Genomic DNA, 25,461 nt, shown 5'->3' on the forward strand with positions numbered 1-25,461 from the left:
CGTAGAAAATAAATCTGGTGATGAGATGGCAGAAGCTGAAGAACCGGTAGACGGCGAAGAAGATGCGCCGAAGAAAAAATCCAAAAAGGGCCTGATCATCGGGCTGATCCTTTCACTTGTGCTGGGAGGGGGAGGGTTTTTTGCCGTTTATTCCGGCATGATTCTCGCTCCGTCCACTGAGGAAGAGATGGTCGAAGAGGCGGAGATGGTGCTCGATCTGCCCAGCGTATCTTATGTCGAACTGGATCCGCTGGTCATTTCCCTTGGCACATCCGGTAGCAACAAACACCTGAGATTTCGTGGTTCCCTCGAGGTGGATCCGGCCTATGCCGAAGATGTGGTTCAAGTGCGCCCCAGGGTGCTGGATGTTCTCAACACCTATCTCAGGGCCGTTGAGATGTCTGATCTGGAAGACCCCAGCATGCTTGTCAAATTACGCGCCCAGATGTTGCGGCGCATCCAGCTTGTAACAGGAGAAGGGCGGGTGCGAGACCTGCTGATTCTCGAGTTTGTTTTGAACTGATTTCCGGAGGGACAAGAAATGGACCTTATAGCAGATGTACTTTTGGCGGCTGGCGCGATTGGTGCGGCGATCTATTGCATTGTCCTGGCGCGTCGTCTGAAGCGGTTTAACAATCTGCAGAACGGGATGGGGGGGGCGGTTGCCGTCTTGTCCGCGCAGGTGGACGATATGACAAAGACCCTGGAAAAAGCGCAATTGGCGGCAGGTGCAAGCGCTGCTCAGCTGTCTGATTTGACCCAACGGGCCGAGGCTGCATCGCGTAAACTTGAGCTTATGATGGCAAGTCTTCATGACCTTCCTGACGCGATGCCCCCAGTTGCACAATCCTCATCTGCCGAACCGGAACCAGATCCCATACCCGAGCCCAGGGCATCTGACATTCCGATGTTTCTAAGTCATCGCCATAACCGCATGGAGGCCGCAGAGTGATGTTTGGTCGAAAGAAAAAGGCGGCCTCCATCCCTCCGCAGCGAAAGAAAGCGGCGGGCCGAGGTGTTTTATGGGTAATTGCTGTTTTGTTCCTGTCATCAGGGATGCTGCGCCTTGGCGAGCACGGGGTTGCAGTTGCCAAGGAAGTGGGGGCGCTCGCGGGTAAGGTTGCCCATGATGACAAAGGGGGCGAGGTCTGCGAGACGGAAGAGGATATTGCGCATGTTTTGGGGCTTCTGCGGGAGCGGGAAACCGTTCTGGAAGAGCGGGAAAAAAACCTCGAAAGCCGACTGCAGGTTTTGAAGGCGGCTGAAGAACAGATCGAAAAGAAAATGTCGGCCCTTGTGGATGCTGAGGAGGCTTTGAAATCGACAATGGCCTTGGCAGATGGTGCTGCCGAAAGGGACCTGACCCAGTTGACTCAGGTCTATGAAAACATGAAACCCAAGCAAGCTATCCCACTGTTTTCACAAATGGACCCTCAGTTTGCGGCAGGTTTCTTAGGCCGTATGAGGTCCGAAGTTGCAGCACAGATCATGGCTGGGTTGGAGCCGCAAAAATCATATGCCATCAGCGTAATTTTGGCAGGGCGTAACTCAAATGTCCCAACCAACTAAGATCTGCGCACGGTTTATTAATGGACGTTTGCCATGTTCTCGGTGTCGGGACCAGTTTTGTGGAGACAGTTGAATGATTGGTATCATTGGCATTGCCCTGATTTTTATCATGGTGTTCGGTGGTTATTTGGCCGCTGGCGGAAAAATGGGGATTATTCTGAAATCTCTACCCTTCGAATTTACCATGATTGGGGGGGCGGCGGCTGGCGCTTTTGTCATCTCAAATGATGTGCCGGCGATCAAACATACGCTCAAAGATGTCGGAAAGGTTTTCAAAGGGCCAAAATGGGTACATGAGGATTACCGTGATCTGCTGTGCCTGCTTTTCGAACTGATCCGCCAGGCCCGCCAGAATGCGGTTGCGCTGGAAGAGCATATCGAAAACCCCGAGGAAAGTGCCATCTTCAACCGTTATCCCAAAATCCTGGGTGACAAGGAGGCCATCGAACTCATCTGCGACACGCTGAGATCGGCATCCATGAATTACGATGATCCGCATCAGGTGGAAGAGGTGCTTGAAAAGCGGATGGAGGCGAATTTGCACCACGCATTGCACGGCAGTCATGCGCTGCAATCGGTTGCGGATGGGTTGCCTGCACTGGGGATCGTGGCGGCGGTATTGGGGGTTATCAAAACCATGGGTTCCATTGATCAGCCACCTGAGATCCTTGGGAAAATGATTGGGGGCGCGCTTGTTGGGACATTTCTGGGGGTGTTTCTCGCTTATGGTCTTGTAGCACCATTTTCCTCGAAGGTTAAAACCGTGGTGGAAGAGGATTCTCACTTCTACCAACTGATCCGTGAGGTGCTTGTTGCGAATCTCTACAATCACTCAGTCAATATCTGTATCGAAGTCGGACGCCAGAACACTCCAGGTCATTGCCGCCCAAGCTACTCGGAGCTTGAAGAAGCGTTGAAGGAAGTCAAGAAAGCGGCGGCGTGATGAAACAACTTTGGGTAATGATGATCGTGTTATTGACGGTGCAGCCTGGCATTGCTCAGGATTTGGCCGTTCGGTCAGGTGAGCATGATCAATTCACACGTCTTGTGGTCTATACCCAGCAACCTTCGGGTTGGAAATTCGGCCGCGTGCCTGGGGGGTATGAGCTAAGGCTGGCCACAGATGGTGTTGGTTTTGATTTGTCCCGGGCATTCAACTTGATCCCCAGATCACGCATCAAAAATCTCGAAGACCGGGGAAGGGGCACGCTGTTTCTGGACATTGATTGCCAATGCTATGCGGATGTTTTCATTGCCTCTGGGGGCCAAATTGTTGTCGATATCCGATCCGGAAAACCGGGAGAAGAGAGTGCCAAATATGAAGCCTTTCTGGATCAGCTACCACTGCAGGTTTCTCCCGGGACAGAAAATAGCGCAATCGCCCGGTTAGGCCTGCCTTTATTTCCCAGACCCCAGTCGGATCTGGCAAAATATCTGCAACCAGAGAATGAGAAACTGGAGGAAACACAGGGAAGTTCAGAGCAAGATGAACCGCTCTTGTCCGATGAACATATTCGTGATGATCAGAGTGAAGTGGTGTCCCCCGAAGAACGAGTAATGCAGACCGAGCTTGCACTGATTGAGCAAATTGGGCGCGCTGCTGCACAGGGATTGGTTGATGCCAATCTTTCCACACTGGAAGCAGAAGTGGATAGAATAACGCGCCCAATCAAAGCTCAGGAACCCGAAGAAACCGCCCCGGTTCCAGACCTGCAACCGGTTCGGACGATTGATGCCAATGATCACATCGCGGTGCAGACCTCTATTGACCGAGAAACGAGCCTGCGGAAGTCGGAAGTCCTGTCTACACAAGAGGGTTTTGCCTGTATCCCCGATACCGAATACGACATTGCAACCTGGGGCGGAGATATCAGAAATGGCGCGGAACTCGCCAAATACGCGTCTTTGATATTAGGGGAGTTTGATCGGCCAAATCCCGACATGTTAAATGCCTATATTCGCCACCAACTGTATCTGACCTTTGGTGCTGAGGCGATGCTCCTTGCAAACGAGTTTCCTCAGGCGGTGGGGCGGCCGGAAATTATTCAACAGATTGCAGAAATCATGGACTGGCACAAATCGGCGAGCTTTGGTGAATTCGCACCACAAATGGGCTGTGACGGCAAAACTGCGCTGTGGGCTGCTCTTGCACAACCGGAGTTTCGTCCAGGGCAAGAGATTAATCAAAAGGCGATTATTTTGTCATTTTCTGAATTGCCTTTGCATTTGCGCCGCCATCTTGGCCCGGACTTGGCACATAAATTTCTGACATTTGGGGATATGGGCACCGCCAACGCCCTGCGCAATCTCCTGGATCGTGCTGAAGGGGACCATGGCCCAGGTTTCAATCTCTTGGAGGCGCGTCTCGCATTGCAATCTGGGGGGGTTGAAAATGCTGAACATACGCTCACGCAACTCGTTAACGAAGACTCAGATATAGCTCCGGTTGCAGCCTTAGAATTTGTGAACTCCCGCATTGCTCAGGACCAGCCTATCCCCGAAAGATATTTGGAAATTCTCTCCACTTATGCTTTCGAACAAAGAGACCTGCCCCTGGGTGCTGATCTAAAATCTGCAGAGATCAGGGCGCGGGTCATGGCGTCTGATTTTAGTGAAGCTTTTGCCCAGATGAAAATGGCGCAAAAAGAAAATCTGTTTGACGACGAAGAGCTTGGAAATTTGCAGCAATTCGTGTTTTCAAAGCTAGAGAAGAACGGCTCGGATGCTCAGTTTTTAAGATATGTTTCGGGAGCATCTTCAGTCTTGGGTTCCCTTGGTGAAGGCCTGAAAACATCTCTGTCTGCACGGTTGTCTAACTTGGGGTTCTCGTCACAGGCAAGAGCCCTCTTGAACACGGCAACCGTGGTTCCCGATCCTTCACGCCGGTTGGTTTACGCAACAATTGCACTATTGGAGGGGAAGTCTGAGGTGGCGCTTGGTTATCTAGCTGGGCTGGAAACGCCAGAGGCAAACCTGTTGCGCGCGCGAGCATGGGAAGCTTCGGGTGATTTTGACGCAGCGGCAGAAATATATCGAACTCTGGGCGAGACTGAAAAGCAGATCAAAGCAGAACTGCGTGGGGGGAATTGGGGCGGCCTTTCACAGTCTGGTCCTGCGGCGTTGCAAGACATGGGGCGCCTTATATCTGCCTCGTCGACACAAGGTCTGGATCAAAACGTCGGCTCGCTGGCGCGCAATGCCAGCATTTTGACGGAAAGTGCAGCGATGCGGACAACAATCGAAAACCTGCTCACGGAATTGCCGCATCCCTAATGTGATTACGTTTTGTAAATACATGACCGCTACGTTGGGGTTAACCAACATCGGCAAGAAGTGCGCGAAAAATGACAAGAAATGTCAATAGCCTCAAGAAGGTTAAAATGTTTATTGGGAATACTGCCAGCAAGGTGGCTTTCCTACTGATTTTCAGCTCTTTACAGGTCCAGGCTGAAGGGGATGACTCTTACATTTGCGACCAGATTGCAGCAGCTGCATCAGCGCAAACCGGCGTTCCCATTTCTGTCCTGAAGGCAATCTCCCTTACGGAAACCGGTCGGAAAAGGGGGGGGGCGATGCGACCATGGCCCTGGACAGTTAATATGGAGGGGAAAGGGGTTTGGTTTGACACTGAAGATGAGGCCAAATCCTATGTTTTCAAACACTTTAAGCGAGGCGCGCGTAGCTTTGATGTCGGGTGTTTCCAGATAAATTATAAATGGCACCACCAGAACTTTAGCTCTTTGGAGGAGATGTTTGATCCGCTTGCCAATGGATTATATGCGGCAAAATTTCTCAATGATCTCTTCGTGGAAAAAGGAAATTGGCGGGATGCGGCAGGCGCTTATCACTCGCGCACTCCGAAATACGCAGATAAGTATAAAGCACGGTTTTCAAAGTTCCGATCTCGGTTTGCGGCGCAGGACAAAAACCCACCAGTTCTGGCTCTCGCAGATGCGGGAGACCTAACCGTAGCCCCCCCCCCTATCCCCGAATTGTCATTGGCGCCGCGCGTCAATAATTTCCCACTTTTGCAAACAGGAACTGGCACAAAATCACTCGGTTCTCTGGTCCCAGCCGGCCGGGGGATGATCAGGCCCTTTTTCTCAAACGGTAACGGGTAACCAATCATGACCTTTAGCCTGTCAGAGATTTTCAAACCCACCATTTTGCTCGCATTGGCTTTGATGGCTATCATCGTAATGATGATTTTGCCAATGCCCGCTTGGGTGTTGGATATCGGGCTGGCCACGTCATTTGCCTTGGCCATCTTGATGTTCACGGTGACCCTGTTTATCGAGCGGCCTTTGGATTTTTCCGCATTTCCCACCGTCCTTCTGGCCTCGTTGATGTTGCGCCTTTCGATGAATGTCTCATCGACAAAACTAATTATCGGTCAAGGGCACACCGGGACGTCCGCTGCTGGTGATGTGATCGAAGGGTTCGCCAATTTCGTCATGGGCGGAAGTGTATTTCTCGGGCTGGTGGTATTCTGCGTTCTCCTGATCGTTAATTTTATTGTCATCACCAAGGGTGCGACCCGCATGGCTGAAGTCGGGGCGCGGTTTGCATTGGATGGAATGCCCGGTAAACAGTTGGCCATTGATAGCGATATGTCCGCCGGGGCAATCGACCATGCTGAAGCCAAGGCGCGCCGGGAAAAAGAGCAGGCAGAAACCACGTTTTTTGGGTCACTTGATGGTGCGTCCAAGTTTGTGAAGGGGGATGCCATTGCTGGCCTGCTGATCACACTTCTGAACATCGTGATGGGGTTGGTGATCGGAGTGGCGATCCATGGTATGGATCTGGGGCGTGCGTTTGAAACTTACGCGATCCTGACGGTTGGTGATGGGCTGGTCAGCCAGATCCCTGCCGTGATCATTTCCATCGCTTCGGCATTGCTTTTGGCACGGGGTGGGGCGACAGGCTCCACCGATCTCGCCCTGTTTTCGCAATTGGGTGGCTATCCTGCCGCCTTGGGAACGGTTGCCGTTTTGATGGCGTTGTTTGCTCTTGTGCCGGGGTTGCCGTTTTTACCCTTTGTTTCCGGGGCGATTGCGCTCGGCATTGCCGCCTGGCTTGCCCACCGCAAACAACTTGAAAAGGCGCAAAAGATCCAGTCGGAAGAGGTGCTTGAGGCTGATGAGAAAAAAGAAGAGAGCATCGGTGATATTCTTGATCTTGACGACATCCACGTTGCGTTCGCGCCGGACCTCATCCCGATGGTGCTTGATCCTGCGACCGGGCTGGATGCCCGGATCAACAATATGCGAAGCCATGTGGCGGGTGCTTTTGGGCTTATCCTACCCGAAATTCGCCTGACAGATGACGGATCCCTCCAACCGGGAGGGTATGTCATTAAAATTCAAGGTGTTATCCAGGCTGTCGACCGTTTGGAAATGGATAGGGTCCTGATGATCCTCAGCGGGACCGAGATTGATCTTCCTGATGGGGATGATGTGCGCGAGCCGGTTTATGGCGCTCCTGCAAGGTGGATCAACGCGGATGATCAGGAAGATGCCGCCTTGCAGGGGGGCACAATTGTCAGCCCGACAGAGGTTCTGGCGACACATTTACTGGAAGTGATCAAACGCAACTTCCCGCGGCTGCTCACGCTCAAGGCGTTGCGCCGGCTGATGGATGAATTTGTCAACCTGTCCGATCCTGTGCGGGCCGAAGCCAATAGGCGGCTTCTGGATGAGCTTGTGCCGGAAAAAGTGCCTCTGGATCTTTTGCTATCGGTCCTGCGCCTGCTGTTGGAAGAGCGGGTTTCCATTCGAAACCTTCCGTTGATCCTGGAAAGCATCGCTGAGGCCCGCCCGATGTTGCCAACACCAGAAAGCATTTGTGAACATGTCCGCCACCGTCTCGGGTTTCAATTGGTCTCGGAGTTGAAACGTCCAGATGGCACCATTCCCCTCGTGCAGCTTGCACCGGAATGGGAGGAGCGGTTCTCGACCTATCAGATCGAGAGTGATCGTGGACCACAGGATGTCGCCTTGCCGCCGGATGAGTTCAATCGGCTTGCCACCTCAATCGCTGACCGTATTGCCAAGGCAGGAGAAACTGGGATCTATCCTGCCCTGGTGACGTCCACCCGCCGCAGACGCTTTTTGAAAACCGTCATGGTGGCAAAAGGAATTGCCAATCCGGTTCTGTCTTTTGAAGAGATAGGCACTGAGGCCCGCCCGTCGCTGGTGGGAATGGTGCCAGTGTGAGTTTTCAACTGGCAGAGCTGTTGGGGTTCGGGCAATCTGCGCTGATTGTTGGATTTTTTGTGTTCTTGCGCGTGGGTGCCGCAATGGCGCTTTTGCCAGCCTTTGGTGAACGATCAGTGCCGGAACGCGTGCGGCTCTTTCTGGGGTTTGCCTTTACCTTGATTGTGGCACCTGCCAGCGCCCTGCAGATTGAAACCGCGCTTGCCGATCCTATGCGTGCCAGTGCAATGGTATTTTCAGAGCCGATTGCCGGACTGGTTCTGGGCGGAGCGGTGCGCCTGTTTATCTTGGCACTGCAAATAGCGGGCAGTATGGCGGCGCAATCCACGTCGTTGGCGCAGATTTTTGGTGGGGCAAACTCGGATCCTCAGCCTGCGATTGGCCATGTGTTGCTTGTTTCTGGTCTGGCCCTGGCGGTGATGCTGGGCCTGCATGTGCGGTTGGCTGAACTGTTCATCCTGTCTTATGAAGTCATGCCGGCAGGGCAGTTTGTTGCGGGCGATATTCTCAGCCAATGGGCCTTGGATCTTGTGGCCCGGATTTTCGGTTTGGCCTTCACACTGGCGGCCCCCTTCCTGATTGCATCATTGATTTACAACGTGGCGCTGGGTGTCATAAACCGTGCGATGCCCCAGCTGATGGTAGCGTTTGTTGGGGCGCCAGCGATTACAGCGGGCGGCCTGATTTTGCTGTTTGTTTGTGCGCCGCTTTTGCTGCCTTTATGGGTGGATGCCTTGGTTGCATTTCTTGACCGGCCATTTGGGGAACCGTGATGGCAGATGGTGAAGACGACGATAAGCAACATGAGGCGACACAGAAGAAGCTGGATGATGCCCGCAAACGTGGCGAGGTGCCGCGTTCTCAGGACCTCACGACAACTGCCGCTTTTGGGGGAGTGTTGATTGTAGGTGCTGCGCTTGGCGCGCGTAGTTTGGAGGCATTGGGAACCTTCCTCGCAAACCTGCTTGCACGTGCCGATACCTTTTCGATGGATCTGTTCAATGGCGGTGGCCCCACCGGCATTGGTACGTTGCTATTGGGTGTCTCACGAAACATGGCGCCGTGGTTTGCAATACCTGCGTTGGCGGCAATACTTCTGACCATTGCCACCAGAAGTTTTGTTGTGGCTCCAGAAAAGCTCAAACCAAAGCTTTCAAAGATCTCGCCACTGTCCAACGCGAAAAACAAGTTTGGGCGCAACGGGCTGTTTGAGTTCGCGAAGAGCTTCACCAAGCTATTGATTTATTCGGTCATTCTCGGGGTTTTCCTTTTTGCGAAGCTGCCCCAGATTGTCGGGACGCTTTACCTGACGCCTGCGATGGCAACAGCCACTTTGCTTGACCTGTCGATGCAGTTTTTTGCCCTGGTTTGTGTGGTCATGCTGGCAATCGGCGGCGTGGACTACTTGTGGCAGTGGCAGGAACATCTTCGCAAGAACCGGATGTCGCATAAAGAGCTGATGGATGAGGTCAAGCAGAATGAGGGTGATCCGCATGTGAAAGGGCAGCGTCGGCAGAAGGGGTATGAAATAGCGATGAACCAGATGCTGGCGGATGTGCCTGATGCGGATGTCGTGATTGTGAACCCGACCCATTATGCCATTGCGCTGAGGTGGTCTCGTCTGCCCGGTGAAGCGCCTGTCTGTGTCGCCAAAGGGGTGGATGAGATTGCGGCGCGCATTCGTGAAGTTGCGCAAGAGGCAGGGGTGCCGATCCATCGGGATCCGCCAACAGCGCGCGCGATACATGCTTCGGTCGAAATTGGACAAGAGATTTTGCCGGAGCAGTACCAGGCTGTTGCGGCGGCAGTTCGGTTTGCAGAAGCGATGCGCAAACGGGCCCGTGCGTTTGGAGGTCGCAAATGAAGAAGCAACTTCAGCAACTTGGCGAGGTGTCGAACATGATCCTCGATCTCAAACTGGCGGATCTTCAAACGGTGGCACAGCAGATTGGTGCCCTGCAGGCTGAAAACCACAAGGTAAGGCAGGATCAGGAAAGGCGTGCTCATGAGTTAGGTCAGACCGAGGCGCCAGACCTTGCTCAATATGCCGGTCAGGATGAGCGATGGAACGCCTGGGTGCAGACCAAGATAAAAGCCCGGAATATCGAACTGGCGAAACTCAGTGCGGAGCGGGAGGACAGAATGGCGGCTGCCCGCACCGCAATGGGAAGAGCCGAAGTCATCAAATCCCTTTTGAGAAAAAATCAATCATAGCCGCGCAAGGAAAAATGGGGGCCGCGTTTCCGGCGACCCCCAAATCGTTTTCTGGATCAAACGGCTTCGATCTGCCGGGTGGTGGTTGCCAAAGACACGGTTCCGGAACCGAAATCACTGACAGGAATTTTAAGGTCAACTGACCCGTTGGCGGCGGCACTCATGGCTGCAAGCGGCACTGGTTGCATCGACACCCCTGCGAACCAGACCTTATGGGCCGCGCCCGTATCGGGATGCCCTGCAAACCCGCCTGATCGGTTGGAGTAGTTGGCCTGCCAGAACACGCGAACATAGGTCGTGCCGGGAGCGAAGTTGAAGGGGGCGTTTGTTCCAGATGTGTCAATTCCGCCAATATGGGCAGATGCATCATACCAGCTGTCCACCGCCGGGATGTAATCACCTTCCAGAACCACGTTCTTGTCGTTGCCAATACCGCTATTGGCAATTGACGTGCCCGCGGGCCAGATCCCCGAAGGATCGTCGGGGTTGCCCAGGCTTGCGGGCAGCGGCTGGTTCAGTGTGACGACATGGGTGGTTTTATTGACCTGTCCCAGATCAAACAGACCAGCTTCAACAAGACGAGAGTAATGCGCATATCCCCGACCGTTGCTGTCCTTGTAGCCGAAAATAATCACCCCCTGCTGGTTGGCATCTGCGCTGCTTTCATTCCATCCGGCGGAATTTGTCAGGGTGATGGTGGTGTCGCCCGGCTGGAGCGGTGCGGCCAGAGTGGTCAGGCTGTCGGTGCCACCATGATAATAGCGCATGTGATGTTTGCTTTCGATCACGTTCTGGTCGGCATCCAGACATGTCAGGCCCATATATTGCTGGTGTCGTTCGCCCTCGGAATAGCCGGACCAGTCACCCGCTACGCTTTCTTGTCGAACATAGGCCCCAAGGCGATAGGCGCGGTTTGGATCAACCGCGATCAGCTCACTCATCGCAATCGGCCCGACATGATGACCGGTAAAACAGACTGCGCCGCGCAGATCCGGGGTGCTTTGCCCGTCAAAAACCAGCTCTGCGGGGAAATTGTAGGCATTTCCAAGCCCACATCCGCCGTTCGTCACCAGATCGGTGCCGCGCGCCAGGGCATATCCAGAGGTGATCAGATCTCCGGTCAGAGCTGCTGGGGCAAGGCCGCTCACTCCTGAGGGAAAGCTGATGGATCCCGTGGCGCTGTCCGCGACAAGGGCCTGGTGAAACGAACTGCCATCCGCGCTGACCTTGATTTCAAAATTGTCAGACCCGGTTGTGCCCATTTCTGCGCGACCCGACCAGTTGGTCTGGAACAGAAGGCTGGCAGTGTCTCCGCTTGAGGCCTTGTTCACTTTGATCTGGTGGCCGTTGCCTTCGTTGTTGAACAGCGACGCCGGGGATGACACGGACAGGCGGTTGGTGGGGTTGGCGGAGGCGTTGACACCAACCAGCGGCAGGTTTTGGGTGTCGGGTGTGGTGCTCAGCTCAACCCAGTTGGCGCCATCAAAAACCTGCGGTTTGGCTGTATCTTCCACGAATGAGATCCAGCCCGTAGCCGGAGACAGGAAAACCCAGGCATTTTCTTCGAAAACTGCGATGTTGCCGGTCTGTCCGGCCCAATCACCAGTGGCGCCTGAGGGAATGATAAACCGTTGGCCGTTCTCGGGAGAACCGGGTGGGGTGGCAGAGCTTGCGCTGGTTACGCTCAGTTGAACGACGGCATCCAGTCGGCGCATCCCCTCATTATGGGTGACATGCTTTTGGGCTTGTGAAGCTTGAATATATGGCAGGGACAAGTTGGCGGAAAAGGACATAGCACCCTCGAATTGCGGAAAATCGAAGGGAGTATCGTCACCAGATTGTTAAGTTCAGGGCAAAGCAGCGTACGGTGGGCAGGGTGCGCAACGGGTATTCAGTTGGAAATGGAGGGAAACAGCAGCACAGGGTCGCCTTCTTTCCAGGGGGTATACTTGGCCATCACGTTGAGAAGGCGCTGACTATTGATGAAACTGTCCAGCCATTCCCGCGTCGAGGCGTCTGCTTCGCGATCAAAGCGCGGTTTGTCGATCATGGCGAACTGGCGCAGAAACGGCAGGATCGCAAAATCCGCCAAACTTGGGGTGGCGCCAAATAGCCAGGTATTTTTTTCCAGCGACTCGGTCAGCTCATCGATGATTTCCATGGCGCGAGCGCGCTCTGCCTCCGGGTCGCGATCCGGGTGCCGCACGACATATTTTGTATGATCCAGTGCCTTTTTGAAGGGGCCGTCAAACCGGGCAATCAGGGGGTGACCCTCCTGTGGCATTTGCAGCAGACCTTCCGGGTCTGACTGATCCAAAGCCCATTTCATAATGTCCAGGCTTTCGTCAATCACCCCGTCTTCCGTGACCAGACAGGGGACCGTGGCGCTGGGCGACTTGGCCAGAAATGCAGGGGGTTTCTCACGCAAGAGGATTTCACGCAGCTCGACCTGGATGCCGGCGCTGGCAATCGCGAGGCGGGCGCGAATAGCATAGGGGCAACGTCGAAAGGAATAGAGGAGCGGGCGCATTTATTGACCTTTGAAGACGGCCGGGCGCCGCTCCAGCAGGGCGTTGACGGCTTCGTCATGGTCTTCTGTCTGGTGGCATTCCCCCTGATAGATGGCGGCCAGTTCCAGCAGCTGATCCAGACGCAGGTTCATCCCCTCGCGTAAAAGGCGTTTGTTCAGACGGAGTTGCTGCGGAGGATTATAGGCGATGCGCTGGGCTAGAGACCTGGCTTCGGGCAGAAGGTCCTCGGCGGTGGTCACCTTGCTGACCAGCCCCCAATCCGCCGCAAGCTGGGCTGAGATAGGCTCCCCGGTAAATGTCATTTCTGCCGCGCGGGATAGCCCGATCTGTCTGGGCAGCAACCATGCTCCTCCATCACCGGCAATCAGGCCAACGCGGGCAAAATTCTCGGCAAAGACGGCGTTGTCCGAGCACAAACGGATGTCGCACATGCAGGTCAGATCGCAGCCTGCCCCATAGGCCGGACCGTTCACGGCGGCGATCATGGGCACTTCGCAGTCCCAGACTGCACGGGCCACTTTCTGGATGCCCGATTTATAGGCGTTGCGGATCTCCAACGCGTTGCCCGCAAAGATTGAACTGCGATCCCGCATGTCTTTGAGGTTGCCGCCTGAGGAAAACGCCTTTCCCGCGCCTGTCAGAATTGCGCATCGGATCGACATGTCCCCGTTGATTTTCGCCATGGCTCTGATAATGGCGTCCATCATTTCCTGATCGGTCAGGGCGTTGCGGGTTTCCGGGGCGTTCAGGGTCAGGGTTGCCACATGGCCGTCCTGTTCGAATAGGAGTTTGTCGCTCATCTCGGTCCTCATGGATTGTGGGATCGGTTTAGACCGCTGAGCCCGGTTTCGCAAAATGTAACGCTGCGGCTTTCGGTGCAGGGGGAGGCTGTGAAATTGTTTTGGCAGAAAAAGCAAAACACGTTAAGAAAAACCGGGTGAGCTGATGGTACGGTGTGCCTTGCGAAAGGAATGTGACGATGGATTGCGAAATGGCTGCGGACAATGAGCGCCCCTGGAAGCCCGCGGTTGCCAAAGGGTTGCGGCTGCGCTGCCCGAAATGTGGCAAGGGTAAGCTGTTGCACTCCTATCTCAAGGTGAATGACCAATGTGCAGAATGCGGTGAGGAATTGTTCCACCAGCGTGCGGACGATGGCCCGGCCTATCTGACCATCCTGATCGTTGGCCACATTTTGGGGTTTGCCCTGCACTTCATCTACACGCAGTTCAAACCTGAACCGCTGTTTTTTGCCCTTTGGCTTTCGGCGATCGCGGTTGTTTCGTCGCTTTTGCTTCTGCCGCGGATGAAGGGGTTGATGGTGGCGTATCAATGGTCACAGCGCATGCACGGATTTGGCAAAACCCCCTGATCACAGGTTTTGCGAGGGGCGTAGAATCGATCAATACCTGTTGAAACGTGGGTTTCAGAGGGTTTGGGGAGAATCAGTTGCCCTTTGCCAGTATCCTCAATGCTGCTTGGCCTGTTTTTGAGGGAATGCCTTATACAAGTATATGAAATTATGAATAAATAACCCTCTGACAGGATATCCATACTAATCAAATGAACTGGCATTCTGCGAAAAATAGCCTTTTTTGACTAACCTTTTAGACAAGTTGTCGAACGCATATCACCGTCTAAACTATTAATTATTGTTAAGTATCTTAGCCATTTTAAGGCCAATCGATATTTCGAGATAGGGTTTGTCCTGTCAAGAAGTCGCTGCTGTCAAACGATTTTAGGGAGATGGTATATGTTTCGTGGGGAGAATAGCGCGTTTGCGTCGAAAGATTACGTTTCAGAGGAAGCAACCCAACCAAGCGTTGCTTTTGTCGGGAGCTCTTTGAGTTTCTCAGATCAGATTATTCGGATTGCCAATATCGAATTTGAAGGGGTTGCGTTCAAACGATATGATACGATCGCCGATTTCAGGGCTTCCAATGCCGCCCAGGGAAACCTGATTGCGGTCATCGTGGAAGAAGCCCTTGCCGGTCAACTGGGTGATCTTCTGGAAATGTTCCAAGAGCTGGAAGCAACATGTCAGGTTGTCCTCGGCTATCGGGATGCCAAGCTGGCGGTTTCCGTTTTTCAGAAACTATCCGGGCAGGGGGATCAATGCGAGGTCAGCTATTTGCCCATGGGGTTGCAGTTTGACATCTGGCTGTCAGTTCTGCGCCTGCTGCTATGTGGCGGGAAATTCATTCCGGTTGAGATGGTGGCGGATATGTCCGGCGGACCGGAAGACAGTCTGCGGATTGCACATGCTGATGCCGGTCTTTCCGAGTGGACCGAAAGGGAACGGGAAGTTCTGGCTCTTGTGTCCGAGGGCAAGCCCAATAAAACCATCGCAACCGAGCTTGATCTTTCCGAGCATACAATCAAGCTTCATATCCACCATGTGATCAACAAGCTTGGCGTGCGCAATCGGACCGAAGCGGCGATCCTGTTTCTGGGGGGTGGACGGGCAGCGTGATGGCGTGCCCGTCACGACTGTCCCGCAACCCGGAAGCGAATTGGGGGATGGCGCGCAAGATACCTAAAGCGTTTAGGACGAGCGAAGCATCCGAGGCTGTTTTTTAACCGCGACGCCGCTTGGAAAGTGCCAGGCTCAAGGCGTCGATAGCGATTTGCTCGGCACCTTCGATATGGCTGATGGATGGCATGATGGTTCCCTCAAACCCTCCCATCTTCAAAGCTGCGGGAACGTCCAATCGCACATGGTCACCCTTCATGGCAAAGAACGGCAAACAGATTGCGCCGGGTCCCAGGGCCTTGGCCTTATCGCCGATTGATGGCTCCTGTTCCAGAAAGCCAAGTTCGATCGTGAGGTCTGGCAACTCAGCCTGTAGCCGGTCTGTGAACAGGCGGGCCGAGGCCGCAGGGGCGTCACCAAATGCCGACCCATGGGCCACTACCAGCAACTTGTCCGATCCGGTTGCGGCCAGTTCTTTGCGGACATTTTCCGCGGCTACTTTTGGCAGGGACGAAGCCAGACCGTAGGGGGGCATGATGCTGACCACGATCCCAAGCGCCGCTTCTGAAATCCGTTTGATCAGAGCGGTGCGCACGAACCAGCCATCTGCCATGAAAAGGGGGTAAATGACCCCTCCATCTTCCATTTGTGCAAGCTGCGCCTCCAGCTTTCCGGGGGCTGCCAAAGTGGCCGAACGGATCACATGATCCGGGAGAGCCGCCTGGATAACGGCTGCATATTCCGCCAGCGCCTGTTCCGCCGGTTCCGGGTCCGAGGGCTGGCCGTGTGAAACGATCAGCGCCTCGATCGGTGCTTGGTCTTCATCAGTGGCTGGTGCCTTCGGAGAAGGTGATTTTGTTCCAGACATTATATTTCCCTGATGGTTTGCGCATGGGCAGGCGGTTTACGATTTCCAGCGTCTTTGCGTCATAGATCAATACTTCGCCTTTGTCTTCCCAAACTGACACCAGCGCGTGGCTGCCATCCTTGGTGAACTCAACATGGGCCACGGTCGCGCCGGGGACAGGTTGAAGCGTTTTGACGATCTCAAGCGTTTCCTTGTCGATGATATGCATCTTGTCCTTGTTGGGGCCAAAGAACACATCCGCCCAGACATAAGGCGAGTTTTCATGGCTGCGCATGAAGAACCCGGGTCCTTCCGTCTTGATCTGCTTCACGGTCTCCCAGCTTTCCATGTCGATGACAGACACGGTTCCATCTCGTAGATGTGGGGTGGCCATCACGGTTCGGTCCCCGCGTTTCCAGGTGATGCCAGATCCGAGATGCGGCATGCCGGGCAGGTCAAGATCAGCGACTTTCTGGCCAATCACCAGATCGATCACCAACCCGCCGGTCCCTTCGCGCGATGCGCCCATCACGTATTCGTAAGATTGGTCAAAGAAGAAATCATCCAGGAAATCCGGTGTGGTGATCCGGCGGATGGGAAATCTGGTTTCCTGTGGAACCGGGCCTTCGATCTTCCAGTCATGGGCAAGCCCACCGGCAAAATAGTTCATGTCCGGGTATTCTGCATAGGACACTTCCCAGATTTCCGGCACGTCCTTCAGCGCCAGAACGAAACTTTCGCGGGGGGGGGCCTGATAGACGGCAGACACGCGCGAAGGGGTTCCATCCTTGCCCACGACCTCATGCACCTCGGCCACTGACAGGTCTTCGGTCGACAGGATGGTCAGTGAATTGGGCAGGTAGCTGGCCACCGCAAGCCATTTCCCGTCGCCCGACATGGCGATGTTGCGACTGTTCAGGCCTGCCCGAACCCGGCCGACCTCCTGCAAAGACCAGATGTCATATTTCTGCACCCAGCCATCGCGTGACATGATGAAAACATAATGCCCATCCGGGCTGAATTTCGGTCCGCCATGCACGGCGAAAGGTGTGGCGAAACGATCAAGCCGTTCAAAGGTATCGCCATCCAGAACCGACACGTGGTGATCACCGGTTTCCACCGCCAGCGTGATGTTCATCGGATCGGATTTCCAGACCGGCGCAGGGGCGGCCACATAGTCTTCGTTCATCACGCGGCTTGCCATGATCTCGGCTTTGCCCCAGGGCGGGATCTCATCCAGCGGAGATTTGAGGTATTCCGCCAGCGCCTTGATCTGCTCATCCGACAGGTCTTCGCCAAAACCGGGCATCTGGGTGGCAACACGTCCTTCGCGGATGACCGCTTCGATTTTTGGTCCCCTCATGCGCTTGAGCGTTTCCGGGATCAAGGCGGGGCCAGCGGCGCCAAGACGGTTTTCCAGATGGCAATCGGCACAGTATTCCTTGTAATCCGCGACCGGATCGGCGCTTGCGGTGCCACTCAGCACCAATGCCCCGAGACCGACCAGCCAGGCGCGTGAGCGTTTAAAAGAACTGATGTTTCGGATCATTGCTCTTTCCTCGGAACGGAGTGGTTTCAAGACGTTCGGCATCGGCCACGCCGATCTCGTCATTTGTAAGGTAACAGGCGGGGTCTTCCGCCCAGGGATCACCGGTCACCTGCAGGGCGCGAATGCGGGTGTTGCCGCCGCAGATATCCTTGATCTTGCACGCGCCGCAACGTCCCTTGAGCGGACGCGGGCGGGTGCGCAATGTGGCCAACATCTGGTCATCGCTGGTCCACCATTCGGAAAACTTCTTCTTCTTCACATTCCCAATGGTGTAATCGGACCAGTAGGTGTCGGGGTGCACATATCCCAGATAGTCGATATTGGCGACGCCCAGACCAGAGGAGTTCCCCCCCCAGGCGGTCAGGTGTTCGCGCAGATTGGCCACCTTGTCGGCGTCAAACCGCTCCTCTGCCCATTGCAGGAAATAGCCCGCATCGGCGTCATTGTTGCCGGTCACGATGTCCAGGGGCTTGTCTTCCGACACGGCCTGCCAGGCGCGTTCCAGCAGCATGTCCAACCCTTTGCGGGTCATCTGGTGATGCGCATCTTCGCCACGGTGCTTGTCGCCCCGCCCGGCGTAAACCAGGTGCGAGAGGTAAAACTTGTCCACCCCTTCGTCGTCACAAAGCTTCAGCAGATCTGGCAGGTGGTGCTGGGTGCCTTCGGTCAGGCAAAAACGCAGCCCCACCTTCACGCCGCGCTTCTTCAGCTCGCGCACACCGCGCACGGCGGCATCATAGGCGCCGTTCACACCGCGGAACCAGTCATTTGTCTCACCGATCCCGTCGATCGAGATACCTACATAGTCAAACCCGATCTCGGCCACCTTGTCGGCGGTTTCGCCAAAAATCTTGGTGCCGTTTGTCGACAGCGCCAGCACACGTACCTTGTCGCGCGCGGCTTTCGCCAGCGGGAACAGGTAGGGGCTGTCGAGCGGCTCGCCGCCTGAAAGGATCAGCGCGGGGACCTTGAAATCACCCAGGTCGTCCAGCACGTTCATCGCCTGCGCTTCATCGAGTTCGCCGGGGAAATTCACATCCGCCGACACGGTATAGCAGTGACGACACCGCAGGTTACACCGGCGGGTCAGGTTCCAGATCACCACCGGTTTCACCATTCCCGAACCGCGGCGCTGGCGCACCGGGGTGGGATTGACAAGTTGGTTCATATATTCGGTCAGGCGGAACATTGGCTCACCCTTTCTTACGAAGCCGAAGCCCCGTCTTTTTCAAAATGCGGGTGGAATAGAGAATGTCTTTGCCGCGCAACGCGCCGCCCAGAATGCTTGCGATTTCAGCGCGTTTCTCTTCCACTTCGCCTGCGGTTTCCCCATGGATCATGGCAAACAGGTTATAGGGCCAGTCGGGCAGCGCCCGCGGGCGTTCATAGCAATGGGTCACGTAAGGAAGTGCACCAATTTTCTGCCCCAGCTTCGTCAGCTGATCGTCCGCCACATCCCAGACGCTCATCCCGTTTGCGGTCATCCCCAGCTTGTAGTGATTGGGGGCGGCGGCAATGCGACGGATCACGCCGCTGTCCTTCATGGCGGTGATCCGCTCCATGATTTCGGCTTCATCCAGTCCCAGAATGGCCCCCAGATCAGCATAGGGCGTGGGCGATAGCGGCAGACCCGACTGGGTTACCTCAATGATCTTGCGGTCTGTTGCGTCGATAGTCATGCCGCCACCCGGAAGCCGATGTAGAATTCTTGCAGTTTGGGGAATTGGTGGACCGTCAGTCCGGTTTCCCCTTCGATCACATCCGCGATCTGGCCAATCCCTTCCGGCGTTTCGCAGGCCAGAACAAACCACATGTTAAGCGAATGCTTGCGTTCATAATTATGCGCCACCTCGGGATGTGCATTGACCTTTGTTAGGACCGCTTCAAATTTGTCCTCGGGCACGGCCATGGCGCAAAGGCAGAAGGCGCCCCCCATGGCGGCGGCATCAAAGAACGGGCCAAAGCGGGTCAGAACACCGGCATCCTTCATGGTGCGGATCCGGTCCAGAAGCTCGGCCTCGGTGATGCCCAGATCGTCGGCCAGCGGCTGAAACGGGCGGTGGGTCATGGGCAGGTCATCTTGCAGCGCGTTGATGATCTGGCGGTCAATCTGGTCCAAAGTCATGCGGGGACCTCCGTATTGCGGGCGCGGTCGATCAGCGCCCCTTTCTGTTTGAAGCAGCGGGTGGAAAAGAGCACCTTGCGGTCTGTGCCGGAAAGTTCGGGCAGGCTGGCCGCCCTCTCGATATTTTCCAGCGCCACTTCGCGGGATTTTGCGTGGAACATGGTGTAAAGGCGCCAGGGCCAGACGTCCTCGACCGGGCGGCGTTCATAGCAGAGCGTCACGCCCTTTTGCGCGGCCAGTTTCGGGCCGATGGTTCCGATCTGATCTGCGTCCACATCCCAGACCACCATTGCGTTTGAGGACCAGCCGAGTTTGCGGTGGCGCACGATCACCCCCAGGCGTGAGATAAGCCGGGCCTCTTGCAGGATGCGGATGCGCGCAAGAAGATCCTCTTCGTCCCGGCCCAGTTCGGTGGCAAGGTCGATATAGGGTGTCGCAGAGAGGGGCATGCCCGAGGACAGCGCCGCCATGATCGGCCGGTCGCCCTCTGTCAAAACAGAGCGGTCCACCTTGCGGGCGGGCGGCATTGCCTCACCCTTGCCGGTCAGTTTGAAGCCAAGGTCGATGTTGAACGGGCGCACCAGCCGCAGGTCAAGCACTCGCAGCCCGGTGCGTTCACTGATCCGCTCCAGTGCCGCGTCCACATCTGCGCGATCCGGGCCGGTCATGACAAACCAGATGTTCCAGATATCTTCGCGCAGATAGGAGTGATTCACGCCGTCTTCTTCATTGATCAAAGCAGCGATGTCTTCGATCCGGTCCTCGGGGGCTGCCACGGCGGCGAGTGTTGACGCCGAAACAGTGTTGGGTGCGCAGGTGGCGCCGATCCGGCTGATCTGCCCGTCATCAAGCAGGTGTGCATATCGGCTCAGAACGGCATCTTCGCCAATGCCCAACGCGCTGCCAATGGCCTGAAACGGCCGGCGCGAGAGGGGGAACTCCCGTTGCCACCCGTCCAAGAGGGCGCGGTCAATGTCATCAAAATGGTCCACGGGTCACAGCCCCGTGCGGTGGGCGCGGGCGGTAAAGAATATGCCTGAGGGGCTGTCGGCTTCAATTTCACGCAACAGCTCAAACGTGCGCGTGTCGTAGATCTTGACCTTGTTCTCATCGCGCACCGAGACCCAGATTTCATTGCCGCGCGGGGTGAATTCCATGTGCAGCACGGCGGGGCCGGGTTTGAATTCGTGAATGATCTCTTTCGAGACACTGTCGATCACCTGGATCGTGTCATTCAGCGGGTGGGCAAAGTTCACCCAAACCTGCCGCCCATCGGGGCGCGCCATCGCAAAAACAGGCTGGCCATAGGTTTTGGTGCGTGCAGTTTCTTCAAGCGAGTTTGCGTCGATCCAAAGAACCTCGTGGTGGCCCACAGCGGGCAATACGAATTCGGCGCCGGTATGCGCCCAGCCTTCGAGGTGGGGCATTTTATAGACGGGCATTTCTTCTTGTCCGCGGCCATAGTTCGGCAGCACACGGATCGGTTCGGGTGTCTCATCCCAAAGGTCCAGCGCAGTCAGCCCGTCCTCACCAAACAGTCCGGTGATATAGGTGCGACCATTGGCAGTGACCAGCGCATCATAGGGGTTTTTGCCCATATCGGGGATCTTGGTGATCTGGGCTTCTCCCCCCGTGGCCACGGCCGACATGTCGGCAATCCAAGTCTCCCCGGTGTCCCACATGGTAAAGACGAAACGGCGACCTGGCGCATCCACAAGGCCAATGGTTTTCGACCCGGTGGGAATATCCGCGACGAGGTCCAGCGTGTCTGCGTCAAAGATCTTCACGCCGCCGGGTTCATAGTTTGACACCGCCACGAGCTTACCATCGTCAGAGATGGCGCCGCCGATCGAATTGCCACCCTGAACAACGCGGTTGGCCACTTTGCGCTCGACGATATCGACCTTGGTCAGCCCCCCGTCACGTCCAAACACATAGGCATAACGCTCATCCGGCGAATACACCATTGATGCGTGGCTGAGATCACCCAGCCCTTCGATCCGGGCAAGGGCGGCGCGGTCGGACTGATCGATCAGAACCACCGACCCCTTGGCGCGCTCGATCACCAGCCCCAGATCGCCAGTGGCGATGGTTTTGGTTTCGGCCACCGCCGTGGTGGCCATCAAAAGCGAAAGTGCGAGCGCGGTGCGGAACGGTTTCATTGCGCGTCTCCATTCAAAAGGTAAAGGGCGATCCACTGGGCTTCCTCTTGGGTGATGAGGGGGCGCCATGGCGGCATTGCCGTGTCCGGGATCCCGTCAAGGATCACCATTTCCAGAATGTCCGGGTCGTAATGGGTGAGGTTTTCCGGACGGATATCGGGGCCAAGCCCCCCTTTGAGCGTCAGCCCGTGACAGGACCCGCAGTCCTGGTGCACCAGGCGCTTCAGCTCTTCGGTATTCAGCCCCCGATCCGCACCGGCACTGCCTGCCAATGCGACCGGGGGGGTAAGCGCCGCCAGTGCCGCAATCGCCATTGCGGGCAGTAGGGAGAGAAGGGGCAGCGCATTAGCCATTGGCAGAGATCCCTTCGGGCTCCACCTGTTCGGATTGGTAAAGTGAGACCACGCGCCCGATGATAAACAGGGTAGGGGGCTTCAGGCCGGCGTCACGGGCATCCTGTGCCACCCGGTTCAGCGTAGAGACCATGCGGCGTTCATCAGGTGTGGTCGCGCGGGAAATCGCAAAGACCGGGGTGGCGGGATCCAGCCCTTCGGTCATGAGACCAACGGCGATCTGACCAATATTGGCCACGCCCATATAGACCACCAGCGTGGTCATCGGATCGGCCAGACGTTTCCAGTCCAGGTCGAGTTTTTCATCGCGGGCGCGGTGGCCGGTGACATATTGCACACCGGTGGCCAAATCGCGATGGGTCAGCGGCACGCCGGAAATAGATGCGGCGCCCTGGGCTGCGGTGATCCCCGGAACATATTCGCATTCCACACCCTCAGCGGCCAGATCTGCCGCCTCTTCGGACCCGCGCCCAAAGATCAGCGGGTCGCCGCCTTTGATCCGGGCCACATTGTTGCCCGCCTTGGCCTCACGCACGAGAATGGCGTTGATTTCGTCTTGGGGCACCGGGTGATTATGGGCAGATTTTCCAACGAAAATCATCTTGGCCTGTTTCGGAGACATGGCGATGATTTCGTCCGAGACCAGCCGGTCATAGACCACGACATCCGCCTCTTGCAGCAGGCGCACGGCCTTCATTGTCATTAGCTCCGGGTCGCCGGGCCCCGCGCCGATGAGATATACTTTACCCGTCATATCTGGTCTCGCTCGTCCTATGGATGGCTGGACGCCGGACCCTCTCCGGTTTGGCGACATGGCTGCCTGTGGGTGGGGGTGAGGGGCAGCGATGAGAACGGAGCCTTTGAGGGCCAGGCTTTATGACCACAGAATTAACGGCTCGTCGGTGTGATTCCTTGACATGTGTTAAGGTGGCCCGGTTTTTGGGCGGCTGCGCTTGTTAACGGTGAAAATATTTCCCCAAAACCGGCTCAATTGCCGGATGTGTCAACGGTAATGCGGCCAATCATGTCCTGAGTTTCCCAATGGGGGCCGCAAAGAATCTCCTGCGGGCCGTCGGTCAGGAAGGTGAATTCAAGGAATTCTTCCGGAAAGGCGCGGTCGCTTTCCGGTTCGCCGGAGCCTTTCACGATCACCGAATGGCTGGTGCGTTTGTCCACATTGACCCAGCGCACGGTGGTTCCGAGTGGGACGGTCAGGTCAACCGGGCAGAAGCTGTATTTATACATCTTCACAACCGTCACCCCTTCTTCTTCGGAAGACGGATGGCCGAACAGCTCGACGTATCGCTCTTCGGCTTCGCCGCAGATCTTTGCCATGTCCTTTTCCTTGGCCCAGGTCGGGGCCGCGGCCAGACAGGTCAGCAACAGGATCGGTAGGGATTTCGTCATCTGCATCATTGTTCTCCTGTGTGTGATGAAAAGCCGCTGGGTGGGGCGTCTTCGCATCATAGAACGCTTTGATCTGTGGGAACGCACAGAGAAGTCCGAGTGCAAATCTATACGGGTTTCAGGGAGGTATCAAACAAAACGGGCCCCGCGTGATGCGGGGCCCGGTTGCTGGCCGGAGGGGGATCCGGCCAACCCTCTGGGGTTATTGTCCAGCCACGTTGATCTGGGCGTCTGCGTTGTCCAGGGCCATGGTGGTGTTCAGCGTGACATGGTGGAAGCGCGCTGCGGCAAAGTCGTCATGGATGGCAAAGCCAACCGTGTAGGTTTTGCCTGCTTCCAGAGCAACGTCGCCTACGGCACCGGCCAGCGGACGGGCGAAGGTGACGGTCCACATACCGCCGGACAGGTTGGCAGAGGCGGTGATCTCACCGTCATTCTGCACCCGGCGATCCAGAAGATAGCCGTTTGAGGCAGAGCCGTCGGCATAGACTCGCATCAGGTCCATAAAGGTTCCATCTGCCAGCATCTGCTCGATCTCTTCCGGTGACTTCAGCTGGTCCCAGCCACCTTGTGCCTTGCCGCGACGCCCCTTGATCTCGATCTTGGTGCGGGTTTGCGACAGGTATTTGGTGATCGACCCCTGAGCCTGCAGTTGCGCGGCCACAGTATCATTGGCGGCAATCGCATCTGCGCCCGGATCAAACGGCATGTAGGTGTTGTCTGCATGGCAGGTGGCCCAGCAGCCGACCTGATCGCCCATTTCGACACTGTCACCAGAGATCATCATGGCCACTTTGACCTGATTTTCCGGGTCCATTTTGCCACCATCCACGAAGGGGGCGGGGTTGTGACCGGTATCTGCCCAGCTGAGTTGGACATACATGTTGTCCGCATCATGAGCCGCTTTCAGGGTTGCGCTGATGATGCCCGGCTTGCCCGGGATCGGGGTCGGTTCCAGCTCATCTTGCTTGCCGCCACCGCCAGCAACGATCTTGCCGCCGATTGCGTCAAGTTCCTTGGCGTGACAGGTGGTGCATTGGTCGCCACCCTGGGTCAGCGGGCGTGCGCCGCCGTGCTGTTTACCGTTCTGCACCCATTCAAACGAGGCTTGTCCCGGATAGAACAGGGTCAGGTCGGTCGACGGGACAGCAGCCCAGTCAATGCCGGGGGCCACATCTGCGCCACCGCCAGCTACTGCCGGGGCTTCCCCAGCTGCCAGCGCGCGCTCTTCAGCCACTGCTGCATCAACCGCCGCGGCGATTCGCGCCTGCAAGGCCTCTTGCTCGGCTGCTTTTGCGGCCTTTGCTGCTTCTGCTTCGGCGGCTTCCTTGGCTTCTACCCGTGCAAGGCTCTCCATATACTCCTTCGGAATTTCACGGATGAAATCCGGGTTCGGAGCCTCGAGAACTTCGAGATATTCATCTTCGGCCCGGTCACGAATGTTCTTGTGTGCGATGCCCTTGTGGCAGTCGATACAGGTTTGACCCGTGGACATGGCGTTCAGGTGCTGTTGGCGTGCACGCGGTCGCTGGAATTCCGGCATCATCGATTCGAAATCGTGACAGTTGCGGCATTCGCGCGAGTCGGTGGCCTTCATCCGCTCCCATTCGTTCATCGCCAGATGCAGGCGTTTGGCATCAAACTTCTCGGGGGTCGAGATCGTGCCGGTCAGCTTGCCCCAAACCTCTTTCGAGGCTTTGATCTTGCGGATGATCTTGTGGGTCCAGTCTTTTGGCACGTGACAGTCGGAACAGACCGCGCCGACGCCCGATCGGTTCACATCGTGGATCGTGCCTTTGTATTCTTCATAAACGTAATCCTCCATCTCGTGGCACGAGATGCAGAATGGCATGGTGTTGGTTGCTTCCATGGCGGTGTTGAAACCACCCCAGAAGATGATCCCGGCGACAAAGACACCGGCGATTCCGGCAACGGGCATTCCCCAAAGGAAATAGCGTCGCCAAATTGGCTTTTTCGGTTCAGCACCGTTGGTCTGGGTCATGTCCCGGCTCCGTTTGG

At 56.1% G+C, this 25,461-nt stretch carries 26 protein-coding genes; 12 read left to right on the forward strand and 14 right to left on the reverse strand.

What is annotated here, in order from left to right; all coding sequences use genetic code 11:
* Positions 1-25 precede the first annotated feature (25 nt).
* The 10 genes from fliL (at position 26) to XMD517_RS11580 (ending at position 9,998) form a co-directional block, all read left to right on the forward strand.
* Positions 26-523, forward strand: a complete 498-nt coding sequence (fliL, locus tag XMD517_RS11535; RefSeq protein WP_173487975.1) for a flagellar basal body-associated protein FliL — start codon at positions 26-28, stop codon at positions 521-523.
* Between the two features lie 18 nt (positions 524-541).
* The gene (locus tag XMD517_RS11540) at positions 542-952 is read left to right on the forward strand and encodes a hypothetical protein (RefSeq protein ID WP_173487974.1); all 411 of its coding nucleotides are present in this window, start codon (positions 542-544) and stop codon (positions 950-952) included.
* Complete coding sequence (locus tag XMD517_RS11545) at positions 952-1,569, forward strand: MotE family protein (RefSeq protein ID WP_217360575.1); 618 nt, start codon at positions 952-954, stop codon at positions 1,567-1,569. The genes XMD517_RS11540 and XMD517_RS11545 overlap by 1 nt, the downstream gene beginning before the upstream one ends.
* Before the next feature lie 73 nt (positions 1,570-1,642).
* The gene (gene motA / locus XMD517_RS11550) at positions 1,643-2,512 is read left to right on the forward strand and encodes a flagellar motor stator protein MotA (RefSeq protein ID WP_173487973.1); all 870 of its coding nucleotides are present in this window, start codon (positions 1,643-1,645) and stop codon (positions 2,510-2,512) included.
* The gene (locus XMD517_RS11555; RefSeq protein ID WP_173487972.1) at positions 2,512-4,842 is read left to right on the forward strand and encodes a hypothetical protein; all 2,331 of its coding nucleotides are present in this window, start codon (positions 2,512-2,514) and stop codon (positions 4,840-4,842) included. The genes motA and XMD517_RS11555 overlap by 1 nt, the downstream gene beginning before the upstream one ends.
* Before the next feature lie 107 nt (positions 4,843-4,949).
* Positions 4,950-5,690 carry a lytic transglycosylase domain-containing protein gene (locus XMD517_RS11560; RefSeq protein WP_254450031.1) on the forward strand — a complete coding sequence of 247 codons (741 nt, stop codon included), beginning with the start codon at positions 4,950-4,952 and terminating at the stop codon, positions 5,688-5,690.
* A 6-nt stretch (positions 5,691-5,696) separates the two neighbouring features.
* Positions 5,697-7,784, forward strand: a complete 2,088-nt coding sequence (gene flhA / locus XMD517_RS11565; RefSeq protein ID WP_173486830.1) for a flagellar biosynthesis protein FlhA — start codon at positions 5,697-5,699, stop codon at positions 7,782-7,784.
* The gene (locus XMD517_RS11570; RefSeq protein ID WP_173486829.1) at positions 7,781-8,557 is read left to right on the forward strand and encodes a flagellar biosynthetic protein FliR; all 777 of its coding nucleotides are present in this window, start codon (positions 7,781-7,783) and stop codon (positions 8,555-8,557) included. Before flhA ends, XMD517_RS11570 begins: the two co-directional genes overlap by 4 nt.
* Positions 8,557-9,648 carry a flagellar biosynthesis protein FlhB gene (locus XMD517_RS11575; RefSeq protein WP_173486828.1) on the forward strand — a complete coding sequence of 364 codons (1,092 nt, stop codon included), beginning with the start codon at positions 8,557-8,559 and terminating at the stop codon, positions 9,646-9,648. The genes XMD517_RS11570 and XMD517_RS11575 overlap by 1 nt, the downstream gene beginning before the upstream one ends.
* Complete coding sequence (locus XMD517_RS11580; protein ID WP_173486827.1) at positions 9,645-9,998, forward strand: hypothetical protein; 354 nt, start codon at positions 9,645-9,647, stop codon at positions 9,996-9,998. Before XMD517_RS11575 ends, XMD517_RS11580 begins: the two co-directional genes overlap by 4 nt.
* Before the next feature lie 56 nt (positions 9,999-10,054).
* Here XMD517_RS11580 and XMD517_RS11585 read toward each other — a convergent pair whose 3' ends face one another.
* The 3 genes from XMD517_RS11585 to XMD517_RS11595 all read right to left on the reverse strand — a co-directional run bounded on the left by XMD517_RS11585 (position 10,055) and on the right by XMD517_RS11595 (position 13,329).
* A complete protein-coding gene (locus XMD517_RS11585) occupies positions 10,055-11,713 on the reverse strand; it encodes a DUF2793 domain-containing protein (RefSeq protein ID WP_173486826.1) in 1,659 nt (552 codons plus the stop codon).
* Between the two features lie 176 nt (positions 11,714-11,889).
* Entirely contained in the window at positions 11,890-12,528 is a 639-nt protein-coding gene (locus XMD517_RS11590) for a glutathione S-transferase (protein WP_173486825.1), read from the reverse strand.
* Complete coding sequence (locus XMD517_RS11595; protein ID WP_173486824.1) at positions 12,529-13,329, reverse strand: crotonase/enoyl-CoA hydratase family protein; 801 nt, start codon at positions 13,327-13,329, stop codon at positions 12,529-12,531. It lies immediately after the preceding gene.
* A 191-nt stretch (positions 13,330-13,520) separates the two neighbouring features.
* Here XMD517_RS11595 and XMD517_RS11600 point away from each other — a divergent pair, with 191 nt between their 5' ends.
* On the forward strand, positions 13,521-13,898 hold the full coding sequence (locus tag XMD517_RS11600) for a DUF983 domain-containing protein (protein ID WP_254450032.1): 378 nt from the start codon (positions 13,521-13,523) through the stop codon (positions 13,896-13,898).
* A 471-nt stretch (positions 13,899-14,369) separates the two neighbouring features.
* Positions 14,370-14,999 (forward strand): helix-turn-helix transcriptional regulator, encoded by a 630-nt coding sequence (locus XMD517_RS11605; protein ID WP_173486822.1) that lies wholly within the window; start codon positions 14,370-14,372, stop codon positions 14,997-14,999.
* 103 nt (positions 15,000-15,102) lie between these two features.
* Here XMD517_RS11605 and XMD517_RS11610 read toward each other — a convergent pair whose 3' ends face one another.
* From XMD517_RS11610 to XMD517_RS15815, 11 genes are all read right to left on the reverse strand, one after another.
* Entirely contained in the window at positions 15,103-15,867 is a 765-nt protein-coding gene (locus XMD517_RS11610) for a sirohydrochlorin chelatase (protein WP_173486821.1), read from the reverse strand.
* Positions 15,824-17,395, reverse strand: a complete 1,572-nt coding sequence (locus XMD517_RS11615; protein WP_173486820.1) for a nitrite reductase — start codon at positions 17,393-17,395, stop codon at positions 15,824-15,826. Before XMD517_RS11615 ends, XMD517_RS11610 begins: the two co-directional genes overlap by 44 nt.
* On the reverse strand, positions 17,370-18,584 hold the full coding sequence (gene nirJ, locus XMD517_RS11620; protein WP_055192833.1) for a heme d1 biosynthesis radical SAM protein NirJ: 1,215 nt from the start codon (positions 18,582-18,584) through the stop codon (positions 17,370-17,372). The genes XMD517_RS11615 and nirJ overlap by 26 nt, the downstream gene beginning before the upstream one ends.
* 4 nt (positions 18,585-18,588) lie before the next feature.
* The gene (locus XMD517_RS11625; RefSeq protein ID WP_173486819.1) at positions 18,589-19,074 is read right to left on the reverse strand and encodes an AsnC family transcriptional regulator; all 486 of its coding nucleotides are present in this window, start codon (positions 19,072-19,074) and stop codon (positions 18,589-18,591) included.
* Positions 19,071-19,520 carry an Lrp/AsnC family transcriptional regulator gene (locus tag XMD517_RS11630; protein WP_173486818.1) on the reverse strand — a complete coding sequence of 150 codons (450 nt, stop codon included), beginning with the start codon at positions 19,518-19,520 and terminating at the stop codon, positions 19,071-19,073. Before XMD517_RS11630 ends, XMD517_RS11625 begins: the two co-directional genes overlap by 4 nt.
* A complete protein-coding gene (locus XMD517_RS11635) occupies positions 19,517-20,512 on the reverse strand; it encodes an AsnC family transcriptional regulator (protein WP_173486817.1) in 996 nt (331 codons plus the stop codon). The genes XMD517_RS11630 and XMD517_RS11635 overlap by 4 nt, the downstream gene beginning before the upstream one ends.
* A gap of 3 nt (positions 20,513-20,515) precedes the next feature.
* Entirely contained in the window at positions 20,516-21,682 is a 1,167-nt protein-coding gene (locus tag XMD517_RS11640) for a cytochrome D1 domain-containing protein (protein WP_173486816.1), read from the reverse strand.
* Positions 21,679-22,035 (reverse strand): cytochrome c, encoded by a 357-nt coding sequence (locus XMD517_RS11645; RefSeq protein ID WP_254449735.1) that lies wholly within the window; start codon positions 22,033-22,035, stop codon positions 21,679-21,681. Before XMD517_RS11645 ends, XMD517_RS11640 begins: the two co-directional genes overlap by 4 nt.
* Entirely contained in the window at positions 22,028-22,849 is an 822-nt protein-coding gene (gene cobA / locus XMD517_RS11650; RefSeq protein WP_371734351.1) for a uroporphyrinogen-III C-methyltransferase, read from the reverse strand. Before cobA ends, XMD517_RS11645 begins: the two co-directional genes overlap by 8 nt.
* Positions 22,850-23,022: 173 nt before the next feature.
* The gene (locus tag XMD517_RS11655; protein WP_254449734.1) at positions 23,023-23,451 is read right to left on the reverse strand and encodes a copper-binding protein; all 429 of its coding nucleotides are present in this window, start codon (positions 23,449-23,451) and stop codon (positions 23,023-23,025) included.
* Between the two features lie 193 nt (positions 23,452-23,644).
* Complete coding sequence (locus XMD517_RS15815) at positions 23,645-25,444, reverse strand: NapC/NirT family cytochrome c (RefSeq protein WP_173486814.1); 1,800 nt, start codon at positions 25,442-25,444, stop codon at positions 23,645-23,647.
* Positions 25,445-25,461: the final 17 nt, after the last annotated feature.

Source organism: Aliiroseovarius sp. xm-d-517, from assembly GCF_013283135.1.
Lineage (GTDB): Bacteria > Pseudomonadota > Alphaproteobacteria > Rhodobacterales > Rhodobacteraceae > Aliiroseovarius > Aliiroseovarius crassostreae.